20 protein-coding genes are annotated in these 22,868 nt (G+C 61.3%); 13 read left to right on the top strand and 7 right to left on the bottom strand.

From position 1 onward, the window contains the following. Window positions 1–77 precede the first annotated feature (77 nt). Entirely contained in the window at window positions 78–1,523 is a 1,446-nt protein-coding gene (locus PSH66_RS29500) for a sodium:alanine symporter family protein (protein ID WP_078826612.1), read from the bottom strand. 389 nt (window positions 1,524–1,912) lie between these two features. Continuing rightward, on the bottom strand, window positions 1,913–3,337 hold the full coding sequence (aspA, locus tag PSH66_RS29495; RefSeq protein ID WP_305428111.1) for an aspartate ammonia-lyase: 1,425 nt from the start codon (window positions 3,335–3,337) through the stop codon (window positions 1,913–1,915). A gap of 182 nt (window positions 3,338–3,519) precedes the next feature. Between aspA and PSH66_RS29490 the strand changes: the two genes are divergently transcribed. From PSH66_RS29490 to PSH66_RS29470, 5 genes are all read left to right on the top strand, one after another. Continuing rightward, complete coding sequence (locus tag PSH66_RS29490) at window positions 3,520–4,428, top strand: LysR substrate-binding domain-containing protein (protein ID WP_078735269.1); 909 nt, start codon at window positions 3,520–3,522, stop codon at window positions 4,426–4,428. Window positions 4,429–4,737: 309 nt separating this feature from the next. Continuing rightward, window positions 4,738–5,229, top strand: a complete 492-nt coding sequence (gene purE / locus PSH66_RS29485) for a 5-(carboxyamino)imidazole ribonucleotide mutase (protein ID WP_003176980.1) — start codon at window positions 4,738–4,740, stop codon at window positions 5,227–5,229. An 11-nt stretch (window positions 5,230–5,240) separates the two neighbouring features. Then, a complete protein-coding gene (locus PSH66_RS29480) occupies window positions 5,241–6,326 on the top strand; it encodes a 5-(carboxyamino)imidazole ribonucleotide synthase (protein ID WP_003176979.1) in 1,086 nt (361 codons plus the stop codon). Window positions 6,327–6,434: 108 nt separating this feature from the next. Continuing rightward, a complete protein-coding gene (locus PSH66_RS29475; RefSeq protein ID WP_003176978.1) occupies window positions 6,435–6,680 on the top strand; it encodes a GlsB/YeaQ/YmgE family stress response membrane protein in 246 nt (81 codons plus the stop codon). 77 nt (window positions 6,681–6,757) lie between these two features. After that, on the top strand, window positions 6,758–7,294 hold the full coding sequence (locus tag PSH66_RS29470; RefSeq protein ID WP_050784921.1) for a DUF3299 domain-containing protein: 537 nt from the start codon (window positions 6,758–6,760) through the stop codon (window positions 7,292–7,294). Between the two features lie 132 nt (window positions 7,295–7,426). On the opposite strand, the gene PSH66_RS29465 is transcribed toward PSH66_RS29470, so the two are convergent. Both PSH66_RS29465 and PSH66_RS29460 read right to left on the bottom strand, forming a co-directional pair. After that, window positions 7,427–8,326, bottom strand: a complete 900-nt coding sequence (locus tag PSH66_RS29465) for a D-hexose-6-phosphate mutarotase (protein WP_141062839.1) — start codon at window positions 8,324–8,326, stop codon at window positions 7,427–7,429. Between the two features lie 58 nt (window positions 8,327–8,384). Beyond that, window positions 8,385–8,789, bottom strand: a complete 405-nt coding sequence (locus PSH66_RS29460; protein WP_003176975.1) for an acyl-CoA thioesterase — start codon at window positions 8,787–8,789, stop codon at window positions 8,385–8,387. Window positions 8,790–9,198: 409 nt separating this feature from the next. Between PSH66_RS29460 and PSH66_RS29455 the strand changes: the two genes are divergently transcribed. The 7 genes from PSH66_RS29455 to PSH66_RS29425 all read left to right on the top strand — a co-directional run bounded on the left by PSH66_RS29455 (window position 9,199) and on the right by PSH66_RS29425 (window position 18,677). Then, window positions 9,199–10,488: an MFS transporter gene (locus tag PSH66_RS29455; protein WP_305428109.1), complete on the top strand. Its 1,290-nt coding sequence runs from the start codon at window positions 9,199–9,201 to the stop codon at window positions 10,486–10,488. 261 nt (window positions 10,489–10,749) lie between these two features. Next, window positions 10,750–11,736: a phosphate ABC transporter substrate-binding protein PstS gene (locus tag PSH66_RS29450; protein WP_003176973.1), complete on the top strand. Its 987-nt coding sequence runs from the start codon at window positions 10,750–10,752 to the stop codon at window positions 11,734–11,736. A gap of 384 nt (window positions 11,737–12,120) precedes the next feature. Beyond that, window positions 12,121–14,154: an ABC transporter permease subunit gene (locus tag PSH66_RS29445; protein ID WP_198140494.1), complete on the top strand. Its 2,034-nt coding sequence runs from the start codon at window positions 12,121–12,123 to the stop codon at window positions 14,152–14,154. Between the two features lie 15 nt (window positions 14,155–14,169). After that, window positions 14,170–15,840 carry a phosphate ABC transporter permease PstA gene (gene pstA / locus PSH66_RS29440; protein WP_141062841.1) on the top strand — a complete coding sequence of 557 codons (1,671 nt, stop codon included), beginning with the start codon at window positions 14,170–14,172 and terminating at the stop codon, window positions 15,838–15,840. Between the two features lie 93 nt (window positions 15,841–15,933). Continuing rightward, window positions 15,934–16,767: a phosphate ABC transporter ATP-binding protein PstB gene (pstB, locus tag PSH66_RS29435; RefSeq protein WP_049710890.1), complete on the top strand. Its 834-nt coding sequence runs from the start codon at window positions 15,934–15,936 to the stop codon at window positions 16,765–16,767. A gap of 70 nt (window positions 16,768–16,837) precedes the next feature. Beyond that, window positions 16,838–17,599, top strand: coding sequence for a phosphate signaling complex protein PhoU (phoU, locus tag PSH66_RS29430; protein WP_003176968.1), 762 nt, complete (start codon window positions 16,838–16,840; stop codon window positions 17,597–17,599). A gap of 166 nt (window positions 17,600–17,765) precedes the next feature. Further along, window positions 17,766–18,677 (top strand): response regulator, encoded by a 912-nt coding sequence (locus PSH66_RS29425; RefSeq protein ID WP_305428108.1) that lies wholly within the window; start codon window positions 17,766–17,768, stop codon window positions 18,675–18,677. 68 nt (window positions 18,678–18,745) lie between these two features. Here PSH66_RS29425 and PSH66_RS29420 read toward each other — a convergent pair whose 3' ends face one another. The 3 genes from PSH66_RS29420 to phoB all read right to left on the bottom strand — a co-directional run bounded on the left by PSH66_RS29420 (window position 18,746) and on the right by phoB (window position 22,325). Beyond that, on the bottom strand, window positions 18,746–20,086 hold the full coding sequence (locus tag PSH66_RS29420) for a hemolysin family protein (protein ID WP_078826606.1): 1,341 nt from the start codon (window positions 20,084–20,086) through the stop codon (window positions 18,746–18,748). 167 nt (window positions 20,087–20,253) lie between these two features. After that, entirely contained in the window at window positions 20,254–21,540 is a 1,287-nt protein-coding gene (gene phoR, locus PSH66_RS29415; RefSeq protein WP_254854518.1) for a phosphate regulon sensor histidine kinase PhoR, read from the bottom strand. A gap of 95 nt (window positions 21,541–21,635) precedes the next feature. Beyond that, complete coding sequence (gene phoB, locus PSH66_RS29410) at window positions 21,636–22,325, bottom strand: phosphate regulon transcriptional regulator PhoB (protein WP_003176964.1); 690 nt, start codon at window positions 22,323–22,325, stop codon at window positions 21,636–21,638. A gap of 155 nt (window positions 22,326–22,480) precedes the next feature. Between phoB and PSH66_RS29405 the strand changes: the two genes are divergently transcribed. After that, on the top strand, window positions 22,481–22,858 hold the full coding sequence (locus tag PSH66_RS29405) for a hypothetical protein (protein ID WP_141062843.1): 378 nt from the start codon (window positions 22,481–22,483) through the stop codon (window positions 22,856–22,858). Window positions 22,859–22,868 lie beyond the last annotated feature (10 nt).

The raw sequence follows: 22,868 nt of genomic DNA, 5'->3' as shown, positions 1-22,868 counted from the left end.
CGTAAATTCTCCTGAACGAAAAACGCCGCACGGCCCCGAGCATGCCCAAGGTCGTGCGGCGTGTCATCTATCTATGCTCAGCGTTGCACTTGAGCATTCAGTTCAGCCGAGGGGGCCGCTTGCGGGTTTACCGGGTTTGCCGGCCAGGCCTTGCGGTCCAGGTCGAGGTCCGGGAACTGGCTGGAATCGAACACCGGGGTCTTGATGCCCGCCGCGCGCTGGTTGTCGTAATCGTTCAGGATGCGCATGGCAATCTTGAACAGGAACGCCAGGGCGAACAGGTTGACGAACGCCAGCAGGGTCATGGTGATATCGGCAAAGGCAAACACGGTGCTCAGGTTCTCGATGGAGCCCCAGAAAATCAGGACCAGCACCAGCGTGCGGTAGCCGATCAGCACCTTGCGGTTGTTGCCCACCAGGAAGCGCAGGTTGCTCTCGCCGAGGTAGTAGTTGTACATGATCGAGGTGAACACGAACAACGCCAGGGCCACCGAGATAAACATGCGGCCCCAGTCGCCGACGACCGCCGCCAGGGAGTTCTGGGTCAGGGCAATGCCATCGCCTTCAAAGCCTGGGGTGTAGAAGCCGGAGAGCAGGATCAGCAACGCGGTGCAGGTGCAGATCACGAAGGTGTCGAGGAACACGCTGAACGCCTGGACCACGCCTTGGGCGATCGGGTGTTCAACCGACGCTACCGCCGCCACGTTCGGCGCACTGCCCAAGCCGGCTTCGTTGGCGAACACGCCGCGCTTGACGCCCATGATGATCGCGCTGCCCACCAGGCCACCGAAGGCTTGGTCGAGGCCGAACGCGCTCTTGACGATGGTCGCGAGCATGGCCGGTACGTGGTCGAATTGCAGCACGATCACGTACAGGGTCACGGCGATGTAGACCAGGGTCTTGACCGGCACCAGCAGGTCGGCGATCGAGGCGATGCGCTTGATCCCGCCGATGAATACCAAGCCCAGCAATACGGCCAGGGCCAGCCCGGTATAGGTGGTGTCCAGGCCGAACGCGTTGTTCAGCGAGTGAGTCACGGCGTGGGCCTGCAGGCCGTTGAAGGCAAAGCCGAAGGTCACCAGCAGCAGGAACGCCATGACCATGCCCAGCCAGCGCTTGTGCAAACCGTGCTGGATGTAATAGGCCGGGCCGCCACGGTAAGTGCCTTCGGCGTCGGTGCGCTTGTACAGCTGGCCGAGGGAGCACTCGATAAAGCTCGAAGACATGCCCACCAGCGCGGTGACCCACATCCAGAACACGGCACCGGGACCACCCAGGGTCACGGCAATGCCGACACCGGCGATGTTACCGGCACCCACGCGGCCGGCCAGGCTGAGCATCAGCGCCTGGAACGAACTGAGTTGATCGGAGCTGCTTTTGAGGCTGTCGCGAAACACCGCGAACATGTGGAAGAAATGACGAAACTGAACGAAACGCGAGCGGATCGTGAAATAACCGCCGAGCCCGACAATGAGCACGATCAGTACTTTCCCTGAGAGGAAGTCGTTGATGACTTCGAGCATGGAGTGTTCCTCGCTGATTTTTCTAATGGCAAACGCAGGACGGTTCGACGCATCGCTCGGCACCAGGCAGTGCACGACGCTTCGGCCCCAATCCTTTTGCGGGTGTTGTTATTCATGCGCTTTCGCTGCGTGCTAGCCGTTGTCGACGGCCGCAGATGCGAAGAGGGGCGGCACTATACCTAGGCGAACGTGATCCGTCTGCCCGGGCCGATTAAAGGTTTCAGCCAAGCCATTACAGGGGAGGTGGGTTTGCGGTGCGATATTGGATTTTTTATGGGCGTCATTTCACAACCTCGGAGCAAAAAAAAGGGCCTGAAGAACGAGCCTTCAGGCCCTCAAAAGGTGAGAGGTGTCTAGTCCCTCAACCTGGTGAGCGGTGCAACAAGCGCTTAGGCCTTCAGCGGGACCAAACGTGGAGCGATCATATTATCGGGGCGCAGGATGTCGTCGAGCATGGCGTCGTCGAGCAAGCCTTCTTCGCGCACCAGTTCCAGTACCCCACGGCCGCTTTCGAGGGCGATACGTGCGATACGGGTGGCGTTTTCATAGCCGATGTACGGGTTCAGCGCAGTCACCAGGCCGATGGAGTGCTCCACCAGTTCGCGGCAGCGCGCTTCGTTGGCGGTGATACCGACGATGCAGTGCTCGCGCAGCATGTCCATGGCGCGTTGCAGCAGGCGGATCGAATCGAAGATCTTGAAGGCGATCAGCGGCTCCATCACGTTCAGTTGCAGTTGGCCACCTTCGGCTGCCATGGTCAGGGCCAGGTCGTTACCGATAACTTGGAACGCTACCTGGTTCACGGCTTCCGGAATCACCGGGTTGACCTTGCCGGGCATGATCGAACTGCCTGGCTGGCGCGCCGGCAGGTTGATCTCGTTGATGCCGGTGCGTGGGCCGCTGGACAGCAGGCGCAGGTCGTTGCAGATCTTCGACAGTTTCACGGCGGTACGCTTGAGCATGCCGGAGAACAGCACGAAGGCGCCCATGTCGGAGGTGGCTTCGATCAGGTCGGCTGCCGGAACCACGGGCTGGCCGCTGATGATCGCCAGGCGTTGTACGGCCAGGGCCTGGTAACGCGGGTCGGCGTTGATACCGGTACCGATGGCGGTGCCGCCCAGGTTGACTTCGGTGAGCAGCTCCGGCGCCAAGGTTTTCAGGCGTGCCAAGTCTTCACCCAGGGTGGTGGCGAAGGCACGGAATTCCTGGCCGAGGGTCATCGGCACAGCGTCTTGCAATTGGGTGCGGCCCATTTTCAGCACATGGCTGAACTCGACGCCTTTGGCGGCGAAGGACTGGATCAGGCTGTCGAGACTGGCCAGCAGCGCGTCATGGCCCAGCAGCAGACCCAGGCGGATCGCGGTCGGGTAGGCGTCGTTGGTCGACTGCGCCATGTTCACGTCGTTGTTGGGGTGCAGGTACTGGTATTCGCCTTTCTGGTGGCCCATGGCCTCCAGCGCGATGTTGGCGATGACTTCGTTGGCATTCATGTTGGTTGAAGTGCCGGCGCCGCCTTGAATCATGTCCACCACGAACTCTTCGTGGAAATCGCCGCGGATCAGACGGGCACAGGCTTCGCTGATGGCAGCGTGCTTGGCTTCGCTGAGCTGGCCCAACTCGCGGTTGGCATCTGCGGCTGCTTGCTTGACCATTGCCAGGCCGACCACCAATTTCGGGTAATGCGAAATCGGAACGCCCGAGAGGCGGAAGTTATTCACCGCACGCAGGGTCTGGATGCCGTAATACGCTTGAGCAGGTACTTCGAGTACGCCAAGCAGGTCTTTTTCTGTACGGAAAGATGCAGCAGAGGACATGACGGAAATCATCTCGATAGGGACCCGGAACTGGCCGGAACGCTGCGAATGCTAGGCGCGTACGAATTTTTGGGCCAATGCTGTTAAACACTGGCCTATGCATAAACGGCATAATGCAGGTGTGACCCGGCTATCATGGCGGGCGTGTGTGCCAAAATGGTGCGTACCCGTGGGAGGCAGTGATGAACCTTGAAAGCAAATGGCTGGAAGACTTCAGCGCCCTGGCCGCGACCCGCAGCTTTTCCCAGGCGGCGGAGCGGCGGTTCGTCACCCAGCCGGCGTTCAGCCGACGCATCCGCAGCCTGGAAGCCGCCTTGGGCCTGACCCTGGTCAACCGCTCGCGCACGCCCGTCGAGCTGACAGCGGCGGGGCAGCTATTTCTGGTCACCGCGCGCACCGTGGTCGAACAGTTGGGTGAAGTGTTGCGCCATTTGCATCATCTGGAAGGCGGGCAGGGCGAAGTCATGCAAGTCGCCGCCGCCCACTCTCTGGCGTTGGGCTTCTTCCCGCGCTGGATCGCGCAATTGCGCAACGAAGGCTTGAACATCGCCACGCGGCTGGTCGCCACCAACGTCGGTGACGCCGTGCACGCCCTGCGCGAGGGGGGCTGCGATCTGATGCTGGCGTTCTACGACCCGGACGCCGCGATGCAGATGGACGCCGAAATCTTCCCGTCGCTGCACCTGGGCGACACCGAAATGCTCCCGGTGTGCGCCGCCGATGCCGACGGCAAACCGCTGTTCGACCTCGAAGGCGAGGGCAGCGTGCCGTTGCTGGCCTACAGCGCCGGTGCATTCCTCGGCCGTTCGGTGCATCTGTTGCTGCGCCAGCGTGCGCTGCGCTTTACCACCGTGTACGAAACCGCCATGGCCGACAGCCTCAAGAGCATGGCCCTGGAGGGGCTGGGCATTGCCTGGGTGCCGCAACTGAGCGTGCGTGCCGAACTGGCCCGTGGTGAATTGGTGGTGTGCGGCGGGCCGCAATGGCATGTGCCGCTGGAGATTCGCCTGTATCGCTGTGCGTTGGTGCGCAAGGCGAATGTGCGGTTGTTGTGGCGCAAGTTGGAAGGGGGAGCGGCGCAAAGCACCTGAGCCCAATATCGGGCCGATTACGGTGTGTCAGGCACTGAATCTGGCACTTATACACCTCGATCGGGAGCAAGCCCCCTCCCATAGGGCTTTGTGGTGTTTTCGCTGACTCGGAAGTCAATAAAACCGCAGGTTTGTGCCGCTGGACGGATGGTCATTCCAGGGGCTGTTTATCTGCATTATTACGGTATACTGCGCGGCCTTCGGCCGGTCCAACCGGCCTAAATTCGTACACCAAGCCACGCCGGATTTCCCGCGTGGCTTGTTGTTTTTTGACGCGCCCGCGGGCGCCCAGAGAGAAGAGGCACGACGATGAGTGCATTGGTTGGCGTGATCATGGGCTCCAAGTCCGATTGGTCCACCCTTAGCCACACCGCCGATATGCTGGAAAAGCTCGGCATTCCGTATGAAGTGAAGGTGGTCTCCGCCCACCGCACCCCGGATTTGCTGTTCCAGTATGCCGATGAGGCAGAATCCCGTGGCATCGAGGTGATCATCGCCGGTGCCGGCGGTGCAGCGCATTTGCCAGGCATGTGTGCGGCCAAGACTCACCTGCCGGTGCTAGGCGTGCCAGTGCAGTCGGCGATGCTCTCGGGCGTGGACTCGCTGTTGTCCATCGTGCAGATGCCGGCCGGGATCCCGGTGGCCACCCTGGCGATCGGCAAGGCTGGCGCGATTAACGCAGCCCTGCTGTCGGCCAGCATCCTGGGCGCCAAGCACCCGCAGTTTCACGCGGTGCTGAAAAAATTCCGTGCTGAGCAGACAGACAGCGTGCTGGACAATCCAGACCCACGTATCGCCTGAGGTTGTTGACGATGAAAATCGGTGTAATCGGTGGCGGCCAACTGGGCCGCATGCTGGCGCTGGCGGGAACCCCGCTGGGGATGAATTTCGCTTTCCTTGACCCGGCGCCGGACGCCTGCGCGGCCGCCCTGGGTGAACACCTGCGCGCTGACTACAGCGACCCGGACCACTTGCGCCAATTGGCCGACGAAGTGGATCTGGTGACCTTCGAGTTCGAAAGCGTCCCGGCCGAAACCGTCGCGTTCCTTTCGCAGTTCGTACCGGTATACCCAAGCGCCGAAGCCCTGCGCATCGCGCGTGACCGCTGGTTCGAGAAGAGCATGTTCAAGGACCTGGGCATTCCGACCCCGGCCTTCGCCGATATTCAATCCCAGGCCGACCTCGACGCCGCTGTCGCCAGCATTGGCCTGCCGGCCGTGCTGAAAACCCGCACCCTGGGTTACGACGGCAAGGGCCAGAAAGTCCTGCGCACCGCTGCCGATGTGGTCGGCACCTTCGCCGAGCTGGGCAGCGTCGCCTGCCTGCTGGAGGGCTTCGTGCCGTTCACCGGCGAAGTCTCGCTGATTGCCGTGCGGGCTCGGGATGGCGAAATCCGTTTTTACCCGTTGGTGCACAACACTCACGTCAACGGCATCCTCAAACTGTCCGTGGCCAGCACCGACCACCCGTTGCAGGCGCTGGCCGAAGACTACTCCAGCCGTGTGCTCAAGCAGCTGGATTATGTCGGTGTGATGGCGTTCGAGTTCTTTGAAGTCGACGGCGGCCTCAAGGCCAACGAAATCGCCCCGCGTGTGCACAACTCCGGGCACTGGACCACCGAAGGCGCCGAGTGCAGCCAGTTCGAAAACCACCTGCGTGCCGTGGCAGGCCTGCCGCTGGGCTCCACGGCCAAGGTCGGCGAGAGCGCCATGCTCAACTTCATCGGTACGGTGCCGCCGGTTGAGCGGGTGATGGCGATCGACGATTGCCACGTGCATCACTACGGCAAGGCCTTCAAGGCCGGGCGCAAGGTCGGCCATGCCAACCTGCGCTGCAAGGACCGCGCGACGCTGCAGGCGCAGATCCTCAAGGTCGAAGCGCTGATCGCCGAGCAATAATTTGCCTGGCGATGGCGGGAACCATTCGGGGATCGCCATCCTCTGATTGCAGGATGCCAAAGCCTGTCTAGGCTTTGGCATAGTTCACTTCATTCAGAGGGAAATGCCATGGGTATCATCGGAACCATCGTTATCGGCTTTATCGTCGGTCTGCTCGCGCGTTTCCTCAAGCCAGGCGACGACAGCATGGGCTGGATCATGACCATTCTGTTGGGTATCGCCGGCTCCCTGGCCGCGACCTATGGTGGTCAGGCCCTGGGTATCTACCAGGCCGGTCAAGGCGCAGGCTTCCTCGGCGCGCTGGTCGGCGCCATTGTGCTGCTGGTGATCTACGGCTTGATCAAAAAGAAGTAATCAGCCGACGAAGTCCTCTGCGCTGCGTAGGCGCAGAGGGCTAGAATGCTCGGCACTTGTACTTGCCGAGCTTCTTCATGCGCCGTCTTCTCTTGACTCTTCTCTTGCTGGGCTCTGGCCTGGCGCACGCCGGTGAACTGCCGGAAACCGACTGGCTCGACCTCATGCCGCTTTCAGACCAGAAAGCCCTCGAAGCCATGCCCGAGATTGACCACAACTCCCCCGAAGCCCAGGGCACCTTTACCGATAAGGGCGGCCTGAAGCAGAGCAAAGGTCTGCCGGCGGTGATGTATTCCACCAAGACCGTGGCCGCCATGAACGGCAAGAACATCCGTATCGGCGGCTACCCGGTACCGTTGGAAACCGACGCCAAGGGCCGCAGCACGTTGTTCTTCCTGGTGCCGTACCCAGGCGCGTGCATCCACGTTCCGCCACCGCCACCTAATCAGTTGGTGCTGGTGCGTTATCCCAAGGGGTTGAAGTTGGATGATATCTACACACCGTTGTGGGTCACCGGCACCTTGAAGGTGGAGAAGGTGAACAACGACCTGGCGGATGCGGCGTATGCGCTGGATGCGGGGAAGGTGCGGGTGGTGAAGGAATCCGATCTCTAAACTAAAACACAAACCAATGTGGGAGGGGCGGTGCGACGATTCGGCTTGCTCCCGATAGCGGTCTATCAGTCACAAATGTGCTGACTGACCCTCTGCTATCGGGAGCAAGCCCCTCCCACATTTTGATTGGGTTTATAAAGTAGTACTGGTAATGCTCACGCCCAAGATGTGGCTTTTGCCGGGCGCCAATTCAACCACATCGTCCAGCACATTCGCCGTCTCGATGCACAGCATGCCCTGCCAGCCATCGTCGACCATATCGTCGAACGCCTTGGCGCGTTCGGTCCAGGGGTTCCAGATCACGGTCGACTTCGAACCTTCGCTGGAGAGCTGGATACGGCGCTGCCAGTCGTTGTCGACAATACTCAGCTCAGCGGGCGTGCCCAGGTAGATACGGTCAGTCTCTGCGGTAAAGCTCAGCAGCCCGGACTGGGTTTTCTCGCTCCAGCCATCGGCGGTGTCGATATACGTCGTCCCATCCAGGCCTTCGACCTGCACATTGCGCACATCGCTCACGGCGAAGTAGGTGTGCAGCGCCTGGCTGAGGGTCACGGTGTCTGTGCCACGGTTATGGCTGGTCAGGCGGATATGCAGGTGGTCGTCCAGCAGCAGGCTGAGTTTCAGGTCGACTTGATGGGGCCAGCCGGGGAAACCGCCTGCAGGCACCGGTAGTATCAGGTCGATGCGCAAAGCCTCGCCTTCAAACGCCGTCCCGGCCAATTCCCACAGCGCTGTACGCACAAAACCATGGGCGCCGGCCGGCTGATCGCTTTGGCGCATCGCCTTTACGCTGGGCGGGTTGCGGTCGAACACGCCAAACCACGGCCAGCACACCGGGACTCCGGTGCGGATGCCTTTGCCCTGCTTGAACACGGCTGCCGGGTTAGGCCAGATCAGCGGCTGCTCGCCGTCACGCTGGTAACTGAAGATGTGCGCGCCCTGCTGGGCCACCCTCAGTTCGGCGCCGTTGTGGCGGATGAGCCAGCAGTCCAGCTCGTCGATTTTCAGGGTTTCAACGTGGGGCAAAGGCATGACACAGCACTCTTGATAGCAGGCAATGGGGCAATTGACCGTCAAAACCCGGTGATGTTTAACGCGCGCGTGACGGCACCGAGCGTGTGCGGCCGCTACCATCGATGGCAACGAAGACAAACACCGCCTCGGTGACCTTGCGCCATTCGCTGGACAACGGGTCGTCGCTCCACACTTCGACCATCATCTGGATCGAGCTGCGGCCGATTTCCAGGGCCTGGGTATAGAAGGACAACTGCGCACCCACCGCCACCGGCACCAGGAACGCCATGCGGTCGATGGCGACGGTCGCCACACGGCCACCCGCGACCTTGCTGGCCATCGCTGTACCGGCCAGGTCCATCTGCGCCACCAGCCAGCCGCCGAAGATATCGCCGAAACCGTTGGTTTCACGCGGGAGCGCGGTGATTTGCAGGGCGAGATCGCCTTGCGGGATAGGATCTTCTTGTTCGAGTTCGATCATGCCGGGGGTGCCTCTGACCCGTGACGCTTCATGGGTATTTCAAGTGGATAGCCGTCTTGTAGAAAAACGTTTCAGCACCAACATACACCGCTCAATGCGTTTCTCGTAAGGCGTACTAAAGGGAAACTCTGCCAAATCGGCTGGGTGGCACCCAACGGCGTTTTGGCACAGCAGCCCCTCAAGACTGAGGTTCTTGCGCCTGCAAGGGCCGAGTATATCGACACCCTGGCATCACGACGACCTCTCGAGGCTCATTTGGTCGGTAAATAGGCGCTGTATCGGGGCTTTTGCGGGCAACTGTTCTCCTGGCGCTGTGCTTTTACAAGCGATTTGCTATCTTGCCAAACCCGCCGCCAGTCACGGGCGTGCCGTCCTTGATATCGATAATGACTATAAGAGAAGCCTTGCCATGTCCTCCGTGCCCGCAAGCAGTGCGCAACCCTCGCGCCCGCTGACCCGCAACGACTACAAAACCCTCTCGCTGTCTGCCTTGGGCGGGGCGCTGGAGTTCTACGATTTCATCATTTTCGTGTTTTTCGCCACCGTGGTCGGAAAACTGTTTTTCCCCGTCGACATGCCCGAATGGCTGCGCATGATGCAGGCCTTCGGCATCTTCGCCGCCGGTTACCTGGCGCGGCCCCTGGGCGGCATCATCATGGCGCACTTCGGCGACCTGCTGGGCCGCAAGAAAATGTTCACCCTGAGCATCTTCATGATGGCCGTGCCGACCTTGATCATGGGCCTGCTGCCGACCTACGCGCAGATCGGCTTGTGGGCGCCGGTCCTGTTGCTGTTGATGCGCATCATCCAGGGCGCCGCAATCGGCGGCGAAGTGCCGGGCGCCTGGGTGTTCGTCTCCGAGCACGTACCGCCGCGCCATATCGGCTATGCCTGCGGCACTCTGACCAGTGGCCTCACCGCCGGGATCCTGCTGGGTTCACTGGTGGCCACCGCCATCAACACGATTTACAGCCCGGAGCAGGTTTCGGATTACGCCTGGCGTATCCCGTTTCTGCTTGGCGGCGTGTTCGGCCTGCTGTCGGTGTACCTGCGCCGCTGGCTGCATGAAACGCCAATCTTCGCCGAGATGCAGCAACGCAAGACCCTGGCCGCCGAGTTGCCCTTGCGTGCCGTGCTGCGCGACCACCGCGGCGCCATTGTGCTGTCGATGCTGCTGACCTGGCTGCTGTCGGCTGGTGTGGTGGTGGTCATCCTGATGACCCCGACCGTGCTGCAAACTATCTACCACTTCAGCCCGACCGTTGCGCTGCAGGCCAACAGCCTGGCCATCGTCACCCTGAGCCTGGGCTGCATCGCCTCCGGCGCGTTGGCCGACCGCTTTGGCGCCGGCCGCGTGCTGATTACCGGTTGCGCCTTGCTGCTGGCGACGTCATGGACGCTGTACCACAGCCTGATGGCCCACCCGGACTGGCTGTTCCCGCTTTACGCGCTGACCGGTCTGTTCGTCGGCACTATCGGCGTGGTGCCGTATGTGATGGTCAAGGCGTTCCCTCCAGTGGTGCGTTTCAGTGGTCTGTCGTTCTCCTACAACGTGGCCTACGCCGTATTTGGCGGACTGACGCCGCTGGCGGTGTCGCTGCTGATGAAGGAAAGCCCGATGGGCCCGGCTTACTATGTTGCCGTCCTGTGCGTGATGGGGATGGTGGTGGGTGGGTATCTCTGGAAGCGCGGGCGGTAATACCCTGCCCGATTCACTGTGGCGAGGGAGCTTGCTCCCGTAGGACTGCGCAGCAGTCCCCCTCTTCAGGGCCGCTTCGCGACCCAGCGGGAGCAAGCTCCCTCGCCACAGGGACGGTGTTCATCCCACTTTTAGTCTTCTTAAACCTTTGCTTGCGATAGTGGCCTTTCATCTAATTGTCATATTCCAGACATAGAGTGTTCACACGGCCTCTCGATACTTGGCCCCGATCCAATTATCCCTATCTGCTAGGAGCAAGGCATGAAACTGAAACGTTTGATGGCGGCAATGACTTTTGTCGCTGCTGGCGTTGCGACCGCCAACGCGGTGGCCGCTGGTGTTGACCCGGCAATCCCGGCTTACGTTAAGACCACTGGTGTGTCGGGCAACCTGTCCAGCGTCGGTTCCGATACCCTGGCTAACCTGATGACCCTGTGGGCCGAGGGGTACAAAAAGGAATACCCGAACGTCAACATCCAGATTCAAGCTGCCGGCTCCGCCACCGCGCCACCTGCGCTGACTGAAGGCACCTCCAACCTGGGCCCGATGAGCCGCAAGATGAAGGACACCGAACTGGCGGCCTTCGAGCAAAAGTACGGCTATAAGCCTACCGCTATCCCGGTCGCCGTCGATGCCCTGGCCGTGTTCGTGCACAAGGACAACCCGATCCAGCACCTGACCATGGAACAAGTCGACGCGATTTTCTCCTCGACTCGCCTGTGCGGTGGCAAAGCTGACGTGAAAACCTGGGGCGACCTGGGTGTGACCGGCGACCTGGCCAACAAGCCGGTCCAATTGTTCGGTCGTAACTCGGTATCCGGCACCTACGGCTACTTCAAGGAAGAAGCCCTGTGCAAAGGCGACTACAAGCCTAACGTGAACGAACAGCCCGGCTCGGCTTCGGTCGTGCAGTCGATCAGCTCTTCGCTCAACGGCATCGGTTACTCGGGCATCGGCTACAAGACCGCCAGCGTGAAGACCGTGGCCCTGGCCAAGAAAGGCAGCACTGAATTCGTCGAAGACAGTGAAGAAAACGCCCTGAACGGCAAATACCCGCTGTCGCGCTTCCTCTACGTGTACGTCAACAAAGCCCCGAACAAGCCTCTGGCGCCGCTGGAAGCCGAGTTCGTGAAACTGGTTCTGTCCAAACAGGGCCAGGAAGTTGTAGTGAAAGACGGCTACATCCCACTGCCAGCCAAGGTCGCCGCCAAGGCCCTGGCTGACCTGGGTCTGAAAGAAGGCAACTGATTGCCTCTGCGGGGCCGGAATACCGGCTCCGCATCCGAATTTTACAATCCGCTGCCAGCCTTGCTTCGCGGCGGATTCGTTGCGTCACTGCACTGTCATCTTTCTGTCATACAGGATCGCTAGGGTGTGCGCATGAATGATCTGGCCAATTCCACCATGACGACGACTTCTCCTCCCAAGCGCATTGATTTCAATACCCCTGAGCTGCAACGCAAGCGCCGCATTCGCGCGCTCAAGGACCGCCTGACCCGTTGGTACGTGCTGGTGGGCGGCCTCGCTGTCCTTGGCGCTATCACCCTGATCTTCTTCTTCCTCGCCTATGTAGTCGCGCCGCTGTTCCAGGGTGCCTCGCTGACCAAGGAAGATGCGCTGACACCTGCCTGGATGCAGGACGCCGGCAAGCCGTTGCTGATCTCCCTCGAAGAACAGAACCAAGTCGCCATGCGGGTTTCCGACAAGGGCCAGGCGCTGTTTTTTGCAGTCGACACCGGTGCTGAACTCAAGCGTTTCGACCTGCCGCTTCCGGCCGGTGTCAGCGTTGCATCCATCGGCGAAGACCAGCCGGGCAGCCCGCTGGTGATTCTTGGTTTGTCCAATGGTCAGTCCCTGGTGTTCCGCCACACCTACAAGGTGTCCTACCCGGACGGCAAGAAGACCATCACCCCCGCGATCGAATACCCCTACGGTGAAACGCCGATCGTGCTGGACGAGGCCGGTCGCTCGCTGGAGCACGTAGCACTCAATGCCACCGACACCTCCCTGGTGGTGGCCGGTTCCGCCGGTTCGCACCTGAATGTGCTGACCCTGAGCCGCGAAGAAAACATGATGACCGGCGAAGTCACCAGCGAGCAGAAACGTGTCGAGCTGCCGCAGATGACCGAGCCGGTGAAGGCGATCTTCATCGACCCGCGCCAGCAGTGGCTGTATGTGATCAACGGCCGTGCCTTGGCCGATGTGTTCAGCCTGCGCGACAAGAGCCTCAATGGTCGATACAAGCTATTGGAAGACGGCAACGCCGAAATCACCGCCAGCACCCAGCTGGTGGGCGGTATCTCGCTGATCGTCGGTAACTCCAAAGGTGGCCTGGCCCAGTGGTTCATGGCCCGCGACCCGGATGGCGAGCAGCACCTCAAGCAAATCCGCACCTTCCAGATGGGCACCGCGCCGATTGTGGAAATCACCGCCGAAGAGCGTCGCAAAGGTTTCACCGCCCTCGACGCTTCCGGCAAATTCGGCGTGTTCCACAGCACCGCCCACCGCACTTTGCTGGTGGACCCGGTGGTTGACGGCCAGGGCGTGTTCGGTCTGTCGCCTCGCGCCAACCGCGTGATCGTGGAGGCCGACGGCAAGCTGCAACCGCTGCTGCTGGATAACCCGCACCCCGAAGTGTCCTGGAGCGCGTTGTGGAGCAAGGTCTGGTACGAAAACTACGACGAGCCTAAGTACGTCTGGCAATCGACCGCCGCCAACACCGACTTCGAACCCAAGATGAGCCTGGCGCCATTGACCTTCGGTACGCTGAAGGCGGCGTTCTACGCCATGCTGCTGGCGGCGCCACTGGCGGTTGCCGCGGCCATCTACACCGCTTACTTCATGGCCCCGAGCCTGCGCCGCAAGGTCAAGCCGGTGATCGAATTGATGGAAGCGATGCCGACGGTAATCCTCGGTTTCTTCGCCGGCCTGTTCCTGGCGCCGTATGTAGAGGGGCATCTGCCGGGGATTTTCAGCCTGCTGATGCTGCTGCCGATAGGCATCCTCGTCGCCGGTTTCGTCTTCAGTCGCCTGCCCGAATCGATTCGCCTGCGGGTTCCGGATGGCTGGGAGAGCGCGATCCTGATCCCGGTGATCCTGTTCGTGGGCTGGCTGTCGCTGTACATGAGCCCGTACCTGGAGACCTGGTTCTTCGGCGGCGACATGCGCATGTGGATCTCCCACGACCTGGGAATTACCTACGACCAGCGCAACGCACTGGTGGTGGGGCTGGCCATGGGTTTTGCAGTGATCCCGAACATCTACTCCATCGCCGAAGACGCCGTGTTCAGCGTGCCACGCGGCCTGACCCTGGGCTCGCTGGCCCTGGGCGCCACGCCGTGGCAGACCATGACCCGCGTGGTGATCCTGACCGCCAGCCCGGGCATCTTTTCGGCCTTGATGATCGGCATGGGCCGCGCCGTCGGCGAAACCATGATCGTGCTGATGGCCACCGGTAACACGCCAGTGATGGAGATGAACCTGTTCGAAGGCCTGCGCACCCTGGCGGCCAACGTCGCGGTGGAGATGCCCGAGTCGGAAGTGGGCGGCAGTCACTATCGCGTGCTGTTCCTCTCGGCGCTGGTGTTGCTGCTGTTCACCTTCATCATGAACACCCTCGCCGAGCTGATCCGTCAGCGTCTGCGCAAGAAATACTCGTCGCTTTAAGAAAGGTAGAAGTCTGTGAAACAGAACTCCCTGAATGGATGGTTCAAGAGCGGCGCCCCCGGCGTCTGGATCAGCGGTGGCGCGGTGTCCATCGCGGTCATCATGACCATTGGCCTGCTGGCTGTGATTGCGGTGCGTGGCTTGGGCCATTTCTGGCCGGCCGACCTGATCCAGGCCAACTACAGCGTGCCGGGCCAGGAAAACCATGTCGTCATCGGCGAAGTGGTGCAGAAGGAAGAAGTGCCGCGCGAGCGTCTGAAAAGCGCGGGCCTGCCGGTGCCGGACCAGGGCCCGGAATTCATGACCCGCGAGCTGATCAAGGTCGGCAACCGCGACCTGAACGGCAACGATTTCACCTGGATCGTCGGCGAATGGCTCAAGGATCAGACCAGGCCCGCGAACCTGATGACCATCGAACGGCGCGAGTGGGGTAACTTCTACGGCACCCTGGTCAACGTCAAGCAGGACGGCAAGGTCATCGCCGAAGGCGAGGCCGCGTGGCCGGAGCTGCAAGCCCGCGTCGACCGCGTCAACGCGTTGGCCGCCCAGCTCAAGACGCTGGAAAAAACCGATATCGGCGCGATCAACGCCGGGTTGGAGCGCATCCGCCTGCACGGTCGCAAGCTGGAGTTGGAAGGCAAGCTCGACGCCGCCGCCCAGGCCGACATGGACGCCGACCGCGCTGAGCTGAACGCCCGTTACCAGGACATCGAAGCGCGCCTGGCCGACCTGCACGCCCAGTTCAACCGCGACGCGTTGACGGCCCGTGACGGCAACGGCAAGGAAATTGAAATCGGCATCGGCAAAGTGGTGCACGCCTATCAGCCGAACGCCATGGGCACGCTGACCAAGATCGGCTTCTACTTCAGCAAGGTCTGGGAATTCCTCAGCGATGACCCACGGGAAGCCAACACCGAAGGCGGGATCTTCCCGGCTATCTTCGGCACCGTGATGATGACCCTGATCATGGCGATGATCGTGACCCCGTTCGGCGTACTGGCCGCGGTGTACCTGCGTGAGTACGCCAAGCAGAACACCCTGACCCGCATCATCCGCATCGCCGTGAACAACCTGGCCGGTGTACCGGCCATCGTCTACGGCGTGTTCGGCCTGGGCTTCTTCGTGTATGTACTGGGTGGTTCGGTTGACCGTCTGTTCTTCGCCGAGGCCCTGCCGGCCCCGACCTTCGGTACCCCGGGCCTGCTCTGGGCCTCGCTGACCCTGGCGCTGCTGGCCGTGCCGGTGGTGATCGTGGCCACCGAAGAAGGCCTGGCGCGGATTCCTCGCACCGTGCGCGAAGGCTCGCTGGCGCTGGGCGCGACCAAGGCGGAAACGCTGTGGAAGATCGTGCTGCCGATGGCCAGCCCGGCGATGATGACCGGCATGATTCTCGCCGTGGCCCGTGCCGCCGGCGAAGTCGCGCCGCTGATGCTGGTAGGCGTGGTGAAGCTGGCGCCGTCGCTGCCGCTGGACGGCAACTACCCGTACCTGCACCTGGACCAGAAGATCATGCATTTGGGCTTTCATATCTATGACGTTGGCTTCCAGAGCCCCAACGTCGAAGCCGCGCGGCCGCTGGTGTACGCCACCGCGTTGCTGCTGGTGCTGGTGATCGCCACGCTCAACCTGTCGGCGGTGTGGATTCGTAACCACCTGCGCGAAAAATACAAAGCGTTGGACAGCTAAAGCTATTAGCCACAAGCGGCAAGCTACACGCCGCTTTTGCTCAAATCTTGCGGCGTGCAGCTAAAAGCTTGCAGCTACGAACGGAGTGAGACCATGCAACAAGACACCCATTCCCACGGCATCAACATGTCTGCCCTGGGTCGCGACAAGCAGAGCCTGAGCCTGGCCCAGGAAACTGTGGCCATCGAAGTACCGGGCCTGAGCCTGTACTACGGTGAAAAGCAGGCGCTGTTCGACGTCAGCATGAACATCCCCAAGCAGCGTGTGACCGCCTTTATCGGCCCGTCGGGCTGCGGTAAATCCACGCTGCTGCGCACGTTCAACCGCATGAACGACTTGGTGGACGGTTGCCGTGTGGAAGGCGCCATCAACCTCTATGGCACCAACATCTACCGCAAGGGCGAGGACGTGGCCGAGCTGCGTCGTCGGGTGGGCATGGTGTTCCAGAAGCCCAACCCATTCCCCAAGACCATCTACGAAAACGTGGTCTACGGCCTGCGCATCCAGGGCATCAACAAGAAGCGCATCCTCGATGAAGCCGTCGAGTGGGCCTTGAAGGGCGCGGCGCTGTGGGACGAGGTCAAGGACCGCCTGCACGAATCCGCACTCGGCTTGTCCGGCGGCCAGCAGCAACGTCTGGTGATCGCCCGTACCATCGCCGTGGAGCCGGAAGTGCTGCTGCTCGACGAACCGTGCTCGGCACTCGACCCGATTTCGACGCTGAAAGTCGAAGAACTGATCTACGAGCTGAAATCCAAGTTCACCATCGTCATCGTGACTCACAACATGCAACAGGCGGCGCGGGTGTCCGACTACACCGCGTTCATGTACATGGGCAAGTTGGTGGAGTTCGGCGATACCGATACCCTGTTCACCAATCCGGCGAAGAAGCAGACCGAAGACTACATCACCGGTCGCTACGGCTAGGAAGCTGTGGTTCTGATTGCACTGACGCTGCGGTTCTCCGCACCTTACCGGACGCTCCAAGGACGCCAACATGATTAGCAAAGAAGGCCTTACCCATCACATCTCCGCGCAGTTCAACGCCGAGCTCGAGGAGGTGCGCAGCCACCTCCTGGCGATGGGCGGCCTGGTGGAGAAGCAAGTCAACGATGCGGTCACCGCGCTGATCGAGGCCGATTCGGGCCTGGCCCAGCAAGTGCGTGAGATTGACGACCAGATCAACCAGATGGAACGCAACATTGACGAAGAATGCCTGCGCATTCTCGCCCGTCGCCAGCCGGCGGCCTCGGACCTGCGTTTGATCATCAGCATCTCCAAGTCGGTGATCGACCTGGAGCGCATCGGCGACGAAGCCACCAAGATCGCCCGCCGCGCCATCCAGCTCTGCGAAGAAGGCGAAGCGCCGCGCGGTTATGTGGAGGTGCGTCATATCGGCGACCAAGTGCGCAACATGGTGCGCGATGCCCTTGACGCGTTTGCGCGTTTCGACGCGGACCTGGCGTTGTCGGTCGCGCAGTACGACAAAGTCATCGACCGCGAATACAAAACCGCCCTGCGTGAGCTGGCCACCTACATGATGGAAGACCCGCGCTCTATCTCAAGGGTCTTGAGCATTATCTGGGTGCTGCGCTCCCTGGAGCGGATCGGCGACCACGCGCGCAATATCTCGGAACTGGTGATCTACCTGGTTCGCGGTACCGACGTACGGCACATGGGCCTCAAGCGCATGAAGGCTGAAGTTGAAGGTTCAGCCGATCAAAACCCTAATGTTCCGGGCGAACCTGACGATAAGTAAGTTGCCCGAGAAATTAACGCCCGGCCTTTGGTCGGGCGTTTTCGTTTGTGGCACCTGAATTTTTACGAATCGGGTAAAAGAAAGTCCGAACGTGACTGCAGAGTTTTGGCAAAATGCCATCAGTCAGGCGTTTTGCGTGCCGAAGTTTTTATAGGATGAAGGGTCGATGAGTAAAGTCAGTGTATTGGTGGTGGATGACGCCTCGTTTATCCGCGACCTGGTGAAGAAGTGCCTGCGCAACTACTTCCCTGGGATCAAGCTTGAAGATGCGGTGAATGGCAAGAAGGCCCAGACCATCCTGATGCGCGAGTCCTTCGACCTGGTGCTGTGCGACTGGGAAATGCCGGAGATGTCCGGCCTGGAGCTGTTGACCTGGTGCCGCGAGCAACCGCACCTCAAGGCCATGCCATTCGTGATGGTGACCAGCCGTGGCGACAAAGAGAACGTAGTCCAGGCCATCCAGGCTGGGGTTTCCGGCTACGTCAGCAAGCCGTTCACCAACGAGCAACTGCTGAACAAGGTCAAGCAGGCCCTGCACAAGGTCGGTCGCCTCGACGCCCTGGTTGCCAGCGCACCGACCAAGATGAACTCGGCGTTCGGCAACGACTCTCTGAGCGCCCTGACGGGCGGCAAGCCTGAGGCCGCGCGCGCAGCGCCCGTTGCCGCCGCCGCACCTGCGCCAAGCAGAGGCCTGCTCAACAGCCCGCCGGTTCAAGCGCCCTCCGCCGCTGCGCCGTCCGCCGGCCGTGGCCAGGGCCAACTGCGCCTGTCCAGCGGCACCCAGCAATGCGTGATCAAGGCGCTGAGCATCAAGGAAGCGCTGCTGGTGGTGCGTCGAGGTGACGTCCTGCCTCAGGTACTGGAAAGCGCCGTGCTTGACCTGGAGCAAGGCGAGAACGCCGAAGTGGCCCGCCTCAACGGCTACCTGCACGCCATCGTCGCCTTCGAGCCCAGGCCCGACAGCGACTGGCTGCAGCTGACCTTCCGGTTTATCGACCAGGACGCGCAGAAACTCGACTACATTTCCCGCCTGATCGCACGGGGCACGGCGCAGAAGCATTTTGTGCCGGGTGCGTGATCTGAAGAGCAACGCCTAACCAATGTGGGAGGGGGGGCTTCTCCCACATTTGGTTTGCGTTCCTGCGGTCAGTCCAGCAGTAACACCTTGGCCAGCACGATTTTCGGCCCTTTCATCTTCTTGATGATGATGCGCAGGCCTTCAACCTCCAGCACTTCTTCCTCTTCCGGCACGCGCTTGAGCGTGTCGTAGATCAGGCCGGCCAGGGTTTCGGCCTCGATGTGGTCCAGGTCGACGCCCAGCAGGCGTTCGACCTTGAACAGCGGTGTATCGCCGCGCACCAGCAGCTTGCCCGGCTGGTAGGCCAGAATGCCGCGCTCGGCCTTGCGGTGTTCGTCCTGAATATCGCCCACCAGCACTTCCAGCACGTCTTCCATGGTGAGGTAGCCGATGATCTTGCCGTCGGCTTCTTCCACCAGGGCGAAGTGTGCGCCGCCTTTGCGGAACTGCTCCAGCAACTGCGACAACGGCATGTGCCGGGAAACGCGTTCCAGCGGACGGGTCAGTTCGGCCAGGTTGAACGACTCGGGGATGTGATCCAGGGCCGCCAGTTCCAGCAGCAGGTCCTTGATGTGCAGCAAGCCGACGAACTCGTTGCGCACCGCGTCATACACCGGGTAGCGGCTGAACTTGTGGCGGCGGAACAGCGCCAGGATCTCTTTGAGCGGGGCGTTGAAGTCCAGGGTGACGAGGTCTTCCCGGGAATTGGCCCAGTCCACGACTTCCAGCTCGCCCATTTCCACGGCCGAGGCCAGCACACGCATGCCTTGGTCGCTCGGGTCCTGGCCACGGCTGGAGTGCAGGATCAGCTTGAGTTCTTCGCGGCTGTAATGGTGTTCGTGATGCGGGCCAGGCTCGCCTTGGCCGGCAATGCGCAAAATAGCGTTGGCGCTGGCGTTGAGCAGGTAGATCGCCGGGTACATGGCCCAGTAGAACAGGTACAGCGGCACCGCCGTCCACAGCGACAGCAGCTCGGGCTTGCGGATGGCCCAGGACTTGGGCGCCAGTTCACCGACCACGATGTGCAGGTAGGAAATCACGAAGAACGCGGCAAAGAACGACACGCCCTTGATCACTTCCGGGGATTCGACGCCCACGGCGCCCAACAGAGGCTCAAGGATATGCGCAAAGGCCGGCTCACCGACCCAGCCCAACCCCAGGGAGGCGAGGGTGATACCCAGCTGGCAGGCCGACAGATAAGCGTCGAGCTGGCTGTGTACGGTGCGCAGGATCTGCCCGCGCCAGCCGTTGGTGTGGGCGATGGCTTCGACCCGGGTCGAGCGCAATTTGACCATGGCGAATTCCGCCGCAACGAAGAAACCGTTGAGCAGTACCAGGATCAGAGCAAAAAGAATCATGCCGAAGTCGGCGAAGAGGGTCGCGAGGGTGATGCCAGGGGAAGGGTCCATGATGGGGTTTTGCGGGTTCCGTGTGTTCAATAAGGGATGACAGAAGGGCCTGAAAGGCAGGCGCAAGTCGGCCAATGTAGCCGCTGACGGGGCGCTTGCCTAGTGGTTGCTGCCGGGTGGGGTGTGGAATCCGCCCCTCCCACATTTCCAGCTGTGTTGTGTTTGGATTATTCGTCATTCCCGACGAGGCGCGAACGCGTTACCTGCGTCGTTGGAAAATGGCAGGTAAACGTACTGCCATGCCCCAGCACACTGCTGATTTCCAGGCGTGCGCGATGGCGCAGCAACACATGCTTGACGATCGCCAGGCCCAGCCCGGTGCCGCCGGTGTTGGAGTTGCGGCTGGAATCGACGCGGTAGAAGCGTTCGGTCAGGCGCGGCAGGTGCTTGGCGTCGATGCCGATGCCGGAGTCCTGCACGCTCAGGTGCGCGCCCTGCGCGTCGGCCCACCAGCGGATGCGGATAGTGCCCTTGTCCTGGGTGTACTTCACGGCGTTGAACACCAGGTTGGAGAACGCACTGCGCAGTTCGCCCTCACTGCCCTTGAGCATCACTGAAGCGTCAGCTTCCAGGCTGATCTGCTGTCCGCGCTCGCCGGAGAGGGCCTGGGCGTCATTCTTGATGGTCTGCAGCAGGCTTTGCACGGCCACCGGGTGGTTGTCCGAGGGGTAATCGGTGGCCTCAAGCTTGGCCAGCAACAGCAGGTCGTTGAGCAGGGTCTGCATGCGCGAACCCTGTTGCTGCATCTGTTGCAGGGCGCGGCTCCAGCGCGGGTTGATCTCGTCGACATTGTCCAGCAGCGTCTCCAGATACCCGCAGATCACCGTCAACGGCGTGCGTAGTTCGTGGGAGACGTTGGCGACGAAGTCTTTGCGCATCTGTTCCAACTGGTGGATGCGGGTCACGTCGCGCACCAGCATCAGGTGCTCGTTGTTGCCGTAGCGCGTCAGGTACAGCTGGATACGCACGCGGTCGTTGGTCGGCGAGGGGATTTCCAGGGCTTCTTCGTAGTTGTCCTGCTCGAAGTACTCCTTGAAGCGCGGGTGGCGCACCAGGTTGGTCACCGGCTGACCGCTGTCCTGGGGCGTCTTGAGGCCCAGCAGGGTTTCGGCCGCGCGGTTCCACCATTCCAGGTTGCCGTCGCTGTCGAGCATGATCACCGCGTCCTTGAGCGCGGCGGTGGACTCCTGCACCCGGTCGATCACCGCTTGCAGGCGCCCGCGTACCCGTTGGTCGCGGCGTTGCAGGTGATAGATGCTGTCGAACACCTCGCCCCACAGGCCGTAGCCGTCGGGTGGCGCTTCGTCGGGTTTGTGCTGGCGCAGCCATTCATGCAGGCGCAGCAGTTGCTTGAGGGTCCAGCCCAGGTACAGGCCGATGCCGATGGCCAGGCTCCAGCCGTAGTAGCCGCTGATCAGCCCGACCAACAGGCAGCCGGTGATCAACAGAAGCATGTGGCGGATCAGGGTGCCATGCCAGTTTTGGTTCACTTGAACATGCGTCCTTGTCAGCTGTTTAAGTCAGGCTCTTGAGTCACGAAGCGGCTGGCTCAGCCTTTGGTTGAAAACCTATAGCCCGTGCCGCGCACGGTTTGTACCAGATTCTCATAGGCATCGCCCAAGGCTTTGCGCAGACGGCGGATATGCACGTCCACGGTGCGCTCTTCGACGTAGACGTTGCCGCCCCAGACCTGATCGAGCAACTGGCCACGAGTGTAGGCGCGCTCCTGGTGGGTCATGAAGAACTGCAGCAGGCGGTATTCGGTGGGGCCCATTTCGGCCGGCTTGCCGTCGATGGTCACGCGGTGGCTGATCGGGTCCAGCAGCAGCCCACCGACTTCGATCGGCGCTTCGCCATCCGTCGGGCCGGCGCGGCGCAGTACGGCTTTGAGGCGTGCAACCAGCTCGCGTGGGGAAAACGGCTTGGTGATGTAGTCGTCGGCGCCCACTTCCAGGCCCTGGATCTTGTTGTCCTCTTCGCCCTTGGCGGTAAGCATGATGATCGGGATGTCCCCGGTCAGCTCGTCGCGCTTGAGACGGCGCGCCAGTTCGATGCCGGAGGTGCCGGGCAGCATCCAGTCCAGCAGGATCAGGTCCGGCTTACGGTCGACGATAATGGCATGGGCCTGCTGGGAATTTTCCGCCTCCAGGCAGTCGTAGCCGGCCATTTCCAACGCAACGGCGATCATCTCGCGGATGGGCGCTTCGTCGTCAACAATCAGAATGCTCCTGCCAACCATGCTCAAAAATCCTCTTGTCATTTAACTGTCTTGCGCCGCATTAGATAACGGAATTATTGCAGTCGTGTGACAGTAATTTAGTCGTCCGGGCAATTCGCGGCACTCTGGACTACCCTTTGGGTCCGAATCCTGACAACCACAAAAGGAAGGTTCCGATGACTTACAGCACTGTTTCCTGGAAAGCCCTGCTGCTATCGGCGGCGTTGATGCTGCCAGGCCTGGCCTTTGCCGCAGAGCCGGCGATGAAAAAAGATGGGATGTTGGTGGATCACAAGGGGATGACGCTCTATACCTTCGACAAGGATGCCGACGGCAAGTCGGTGTGCAAGGACCAGTGCGCGACCAACTGGCCGCCGCTGAAGGCGGAGTCTACGGATACCAAGGCTGGCGACTGGACAGTGATTACTCGCGACGATCAGACCAGTCAATGGGCCTACAAAGGCAAGCCGGTCTACACCTACAAGGATGACAAGAAAGCCGGTGACAAGACAGGGGATGGCAAGGGTGGGGTTTGGCATATCATCAAGCCTTGACTGCGCGGCG

It is taken from the genome of Pseudomonas sp. FP597, from assembly GCF_030687435.1.
Lineage (GTDB): Bacteria > Pseudomonadota > Gammaproteobacteria > Pseudomonadales > Pseudomonadaceae > Aquipseudomonas > Aquipseudomonas lactucae.
The sequence above is the reverse complement of the archived record's forward strand: the minus strand, read 5'-3'. Positions and strand labels throughout refer to the sequence as shown.

What these genes read in the sequence shown, in the direction of transcription:
- PSH66_RS29425 (WP_305428108.1), top strand. Translation starts at nt 17,766, where the DNA reads ATGAGTAAAGTCAGTGTATTGGTGGTGGATGACGCCTCGTTTATCCGC.
- PSH66_RS29455 (WP_305428109.1), top strand. Translation starts at nt 9,199, where the DNA reads ATGTCCTCCGTGCCCGCAAGCAGTGCGCAACCCTCGCGCCCGCTGACC.
- PSH66_RS29465 (WP_141062839.1), bottom strand. Translation starts at nt 8,326, where the DNA reads ATGCCTTTGCCCCACGTTGAAACCCTGAAAATCGACGAGCTGGACTGC.
- phoU (WP_003176968.1), top strand. Translation starts at nt 16,838, where the DNA reads ATGATTAGCAAAGAAGGCCTTACCCATCACATCTCCGCGCAGTTCAAC.
- PSH66_RS29420 (WP_078826606.1), bottom strand. Translation starts at nt 20,086, where the DNA reads ATGGACCCTTCCCCTGGCATCACCCTCGCGACCCTCTTCGCCGACTTC.
- phoR (WP_254854518.1), bottom strand. Translation starts at nt 21,540, where the DNA reads ATGCTTCTGTTGATCACCGGCTGCCTGTTGGTCGGGCTGATCAGCGGC.
- PSH66_RS29480 (WP_003176979.1), top strand. Translation starts at nt 5,241, where the DNA reads ATGAAAATCGGTGTAATCGGTGGCGGCCAACTGGGCCGCATGCTGGCG.
- PSH66_RS29475 (WP_003176978.1), top strand. Translation starts at nt 6,435, where the DNA reads ATGGGTATCATCGGAACCATCGTTATCGGCTTTATCGTCGGTCTGCTC.
- PSH66_RS29405 (WP_141062843.1), top strand. Translation starts at nt 22,481, where the DNA reads ATGACTTACAGCACTGTTTCCTGGAAAGCCCTGCTGCTATCGGCGGCG.
- purE (WP_003176980.1), top strand. Translation starts at nt 4,738, where the DNA reads ATGAGTGCATTGGTTGGCGTGATCATGGGCTCCAAGTCCGATTGGTCC.
- PSH66_RS29500 (WP_078826612.1), bottom strand. Translation starts at nt 1,523, where the DNA reads ATGCTCGAAGTCATCAACGACTTCCTCTCAGGGAAAGTACTGATCGTG.
- aspA (WP_305428111.1), bottom strand. Translation starts at nt 3,337, where the DNA reads ATGTCCTCTGCTGCATCTTTCCGTACAGAAAAAGACCTGCTTGGCGTA.
- PSH66_RS29470 (WP_050784921.1), top strand. Translation starts at nt 6,758, where the DNA reads ATGCGCCGTCTTCTCTTGACTCTTCTCTTGCTGGGCTCTGGCCTGGCG.
- PSH66_RS29445 (WP_198140494.1), top strand. Translation starts at nt 12,121, where the DNA reads ATGCAGGACGCCGGCAAGCCGTTGCTGATCTCCCTCGAAGAACAGAAC.
- phoB (WP_003176964.1), bottom strand. Translation starts at nt 22,325, where the DNA reads ATGGTTGGCAGGAGCATTCTGATTGTTGACGACGAAGCGCCCATCCGC.
- pstB (WP_049710890.1), top strand. Translation starts at nt 15,934, where the DNA reads ATGCAACAAGACACCCATTCCCACGGCATCAACATGTCTGCCCTGGGT.
- PSH66_RS29450 (WP_003176973.1), top strand. Translation starts at nt 10,750, where the DNA reads ATGAAACTGAAACGTTTGATGGCGGCAATGACTTTTGTCGCTGCTGGC.
- PSH66_RS29460 (WP_003176975.1), bottom strand. Translation starts at nt 8,789, where the DNA reads ATGATCGAACTCGAACAAGAAGATCCTATCCCGCAAGGCGATCTCGCC.
- PSH66_RS29490 (WP_078735269.1), top strand. Translation starts at nt 3,520, where the DNA reads ATGAACCTTGAAAGCAAATGGCTGGAAGACTTCAGCGCCCTGGCCGCG.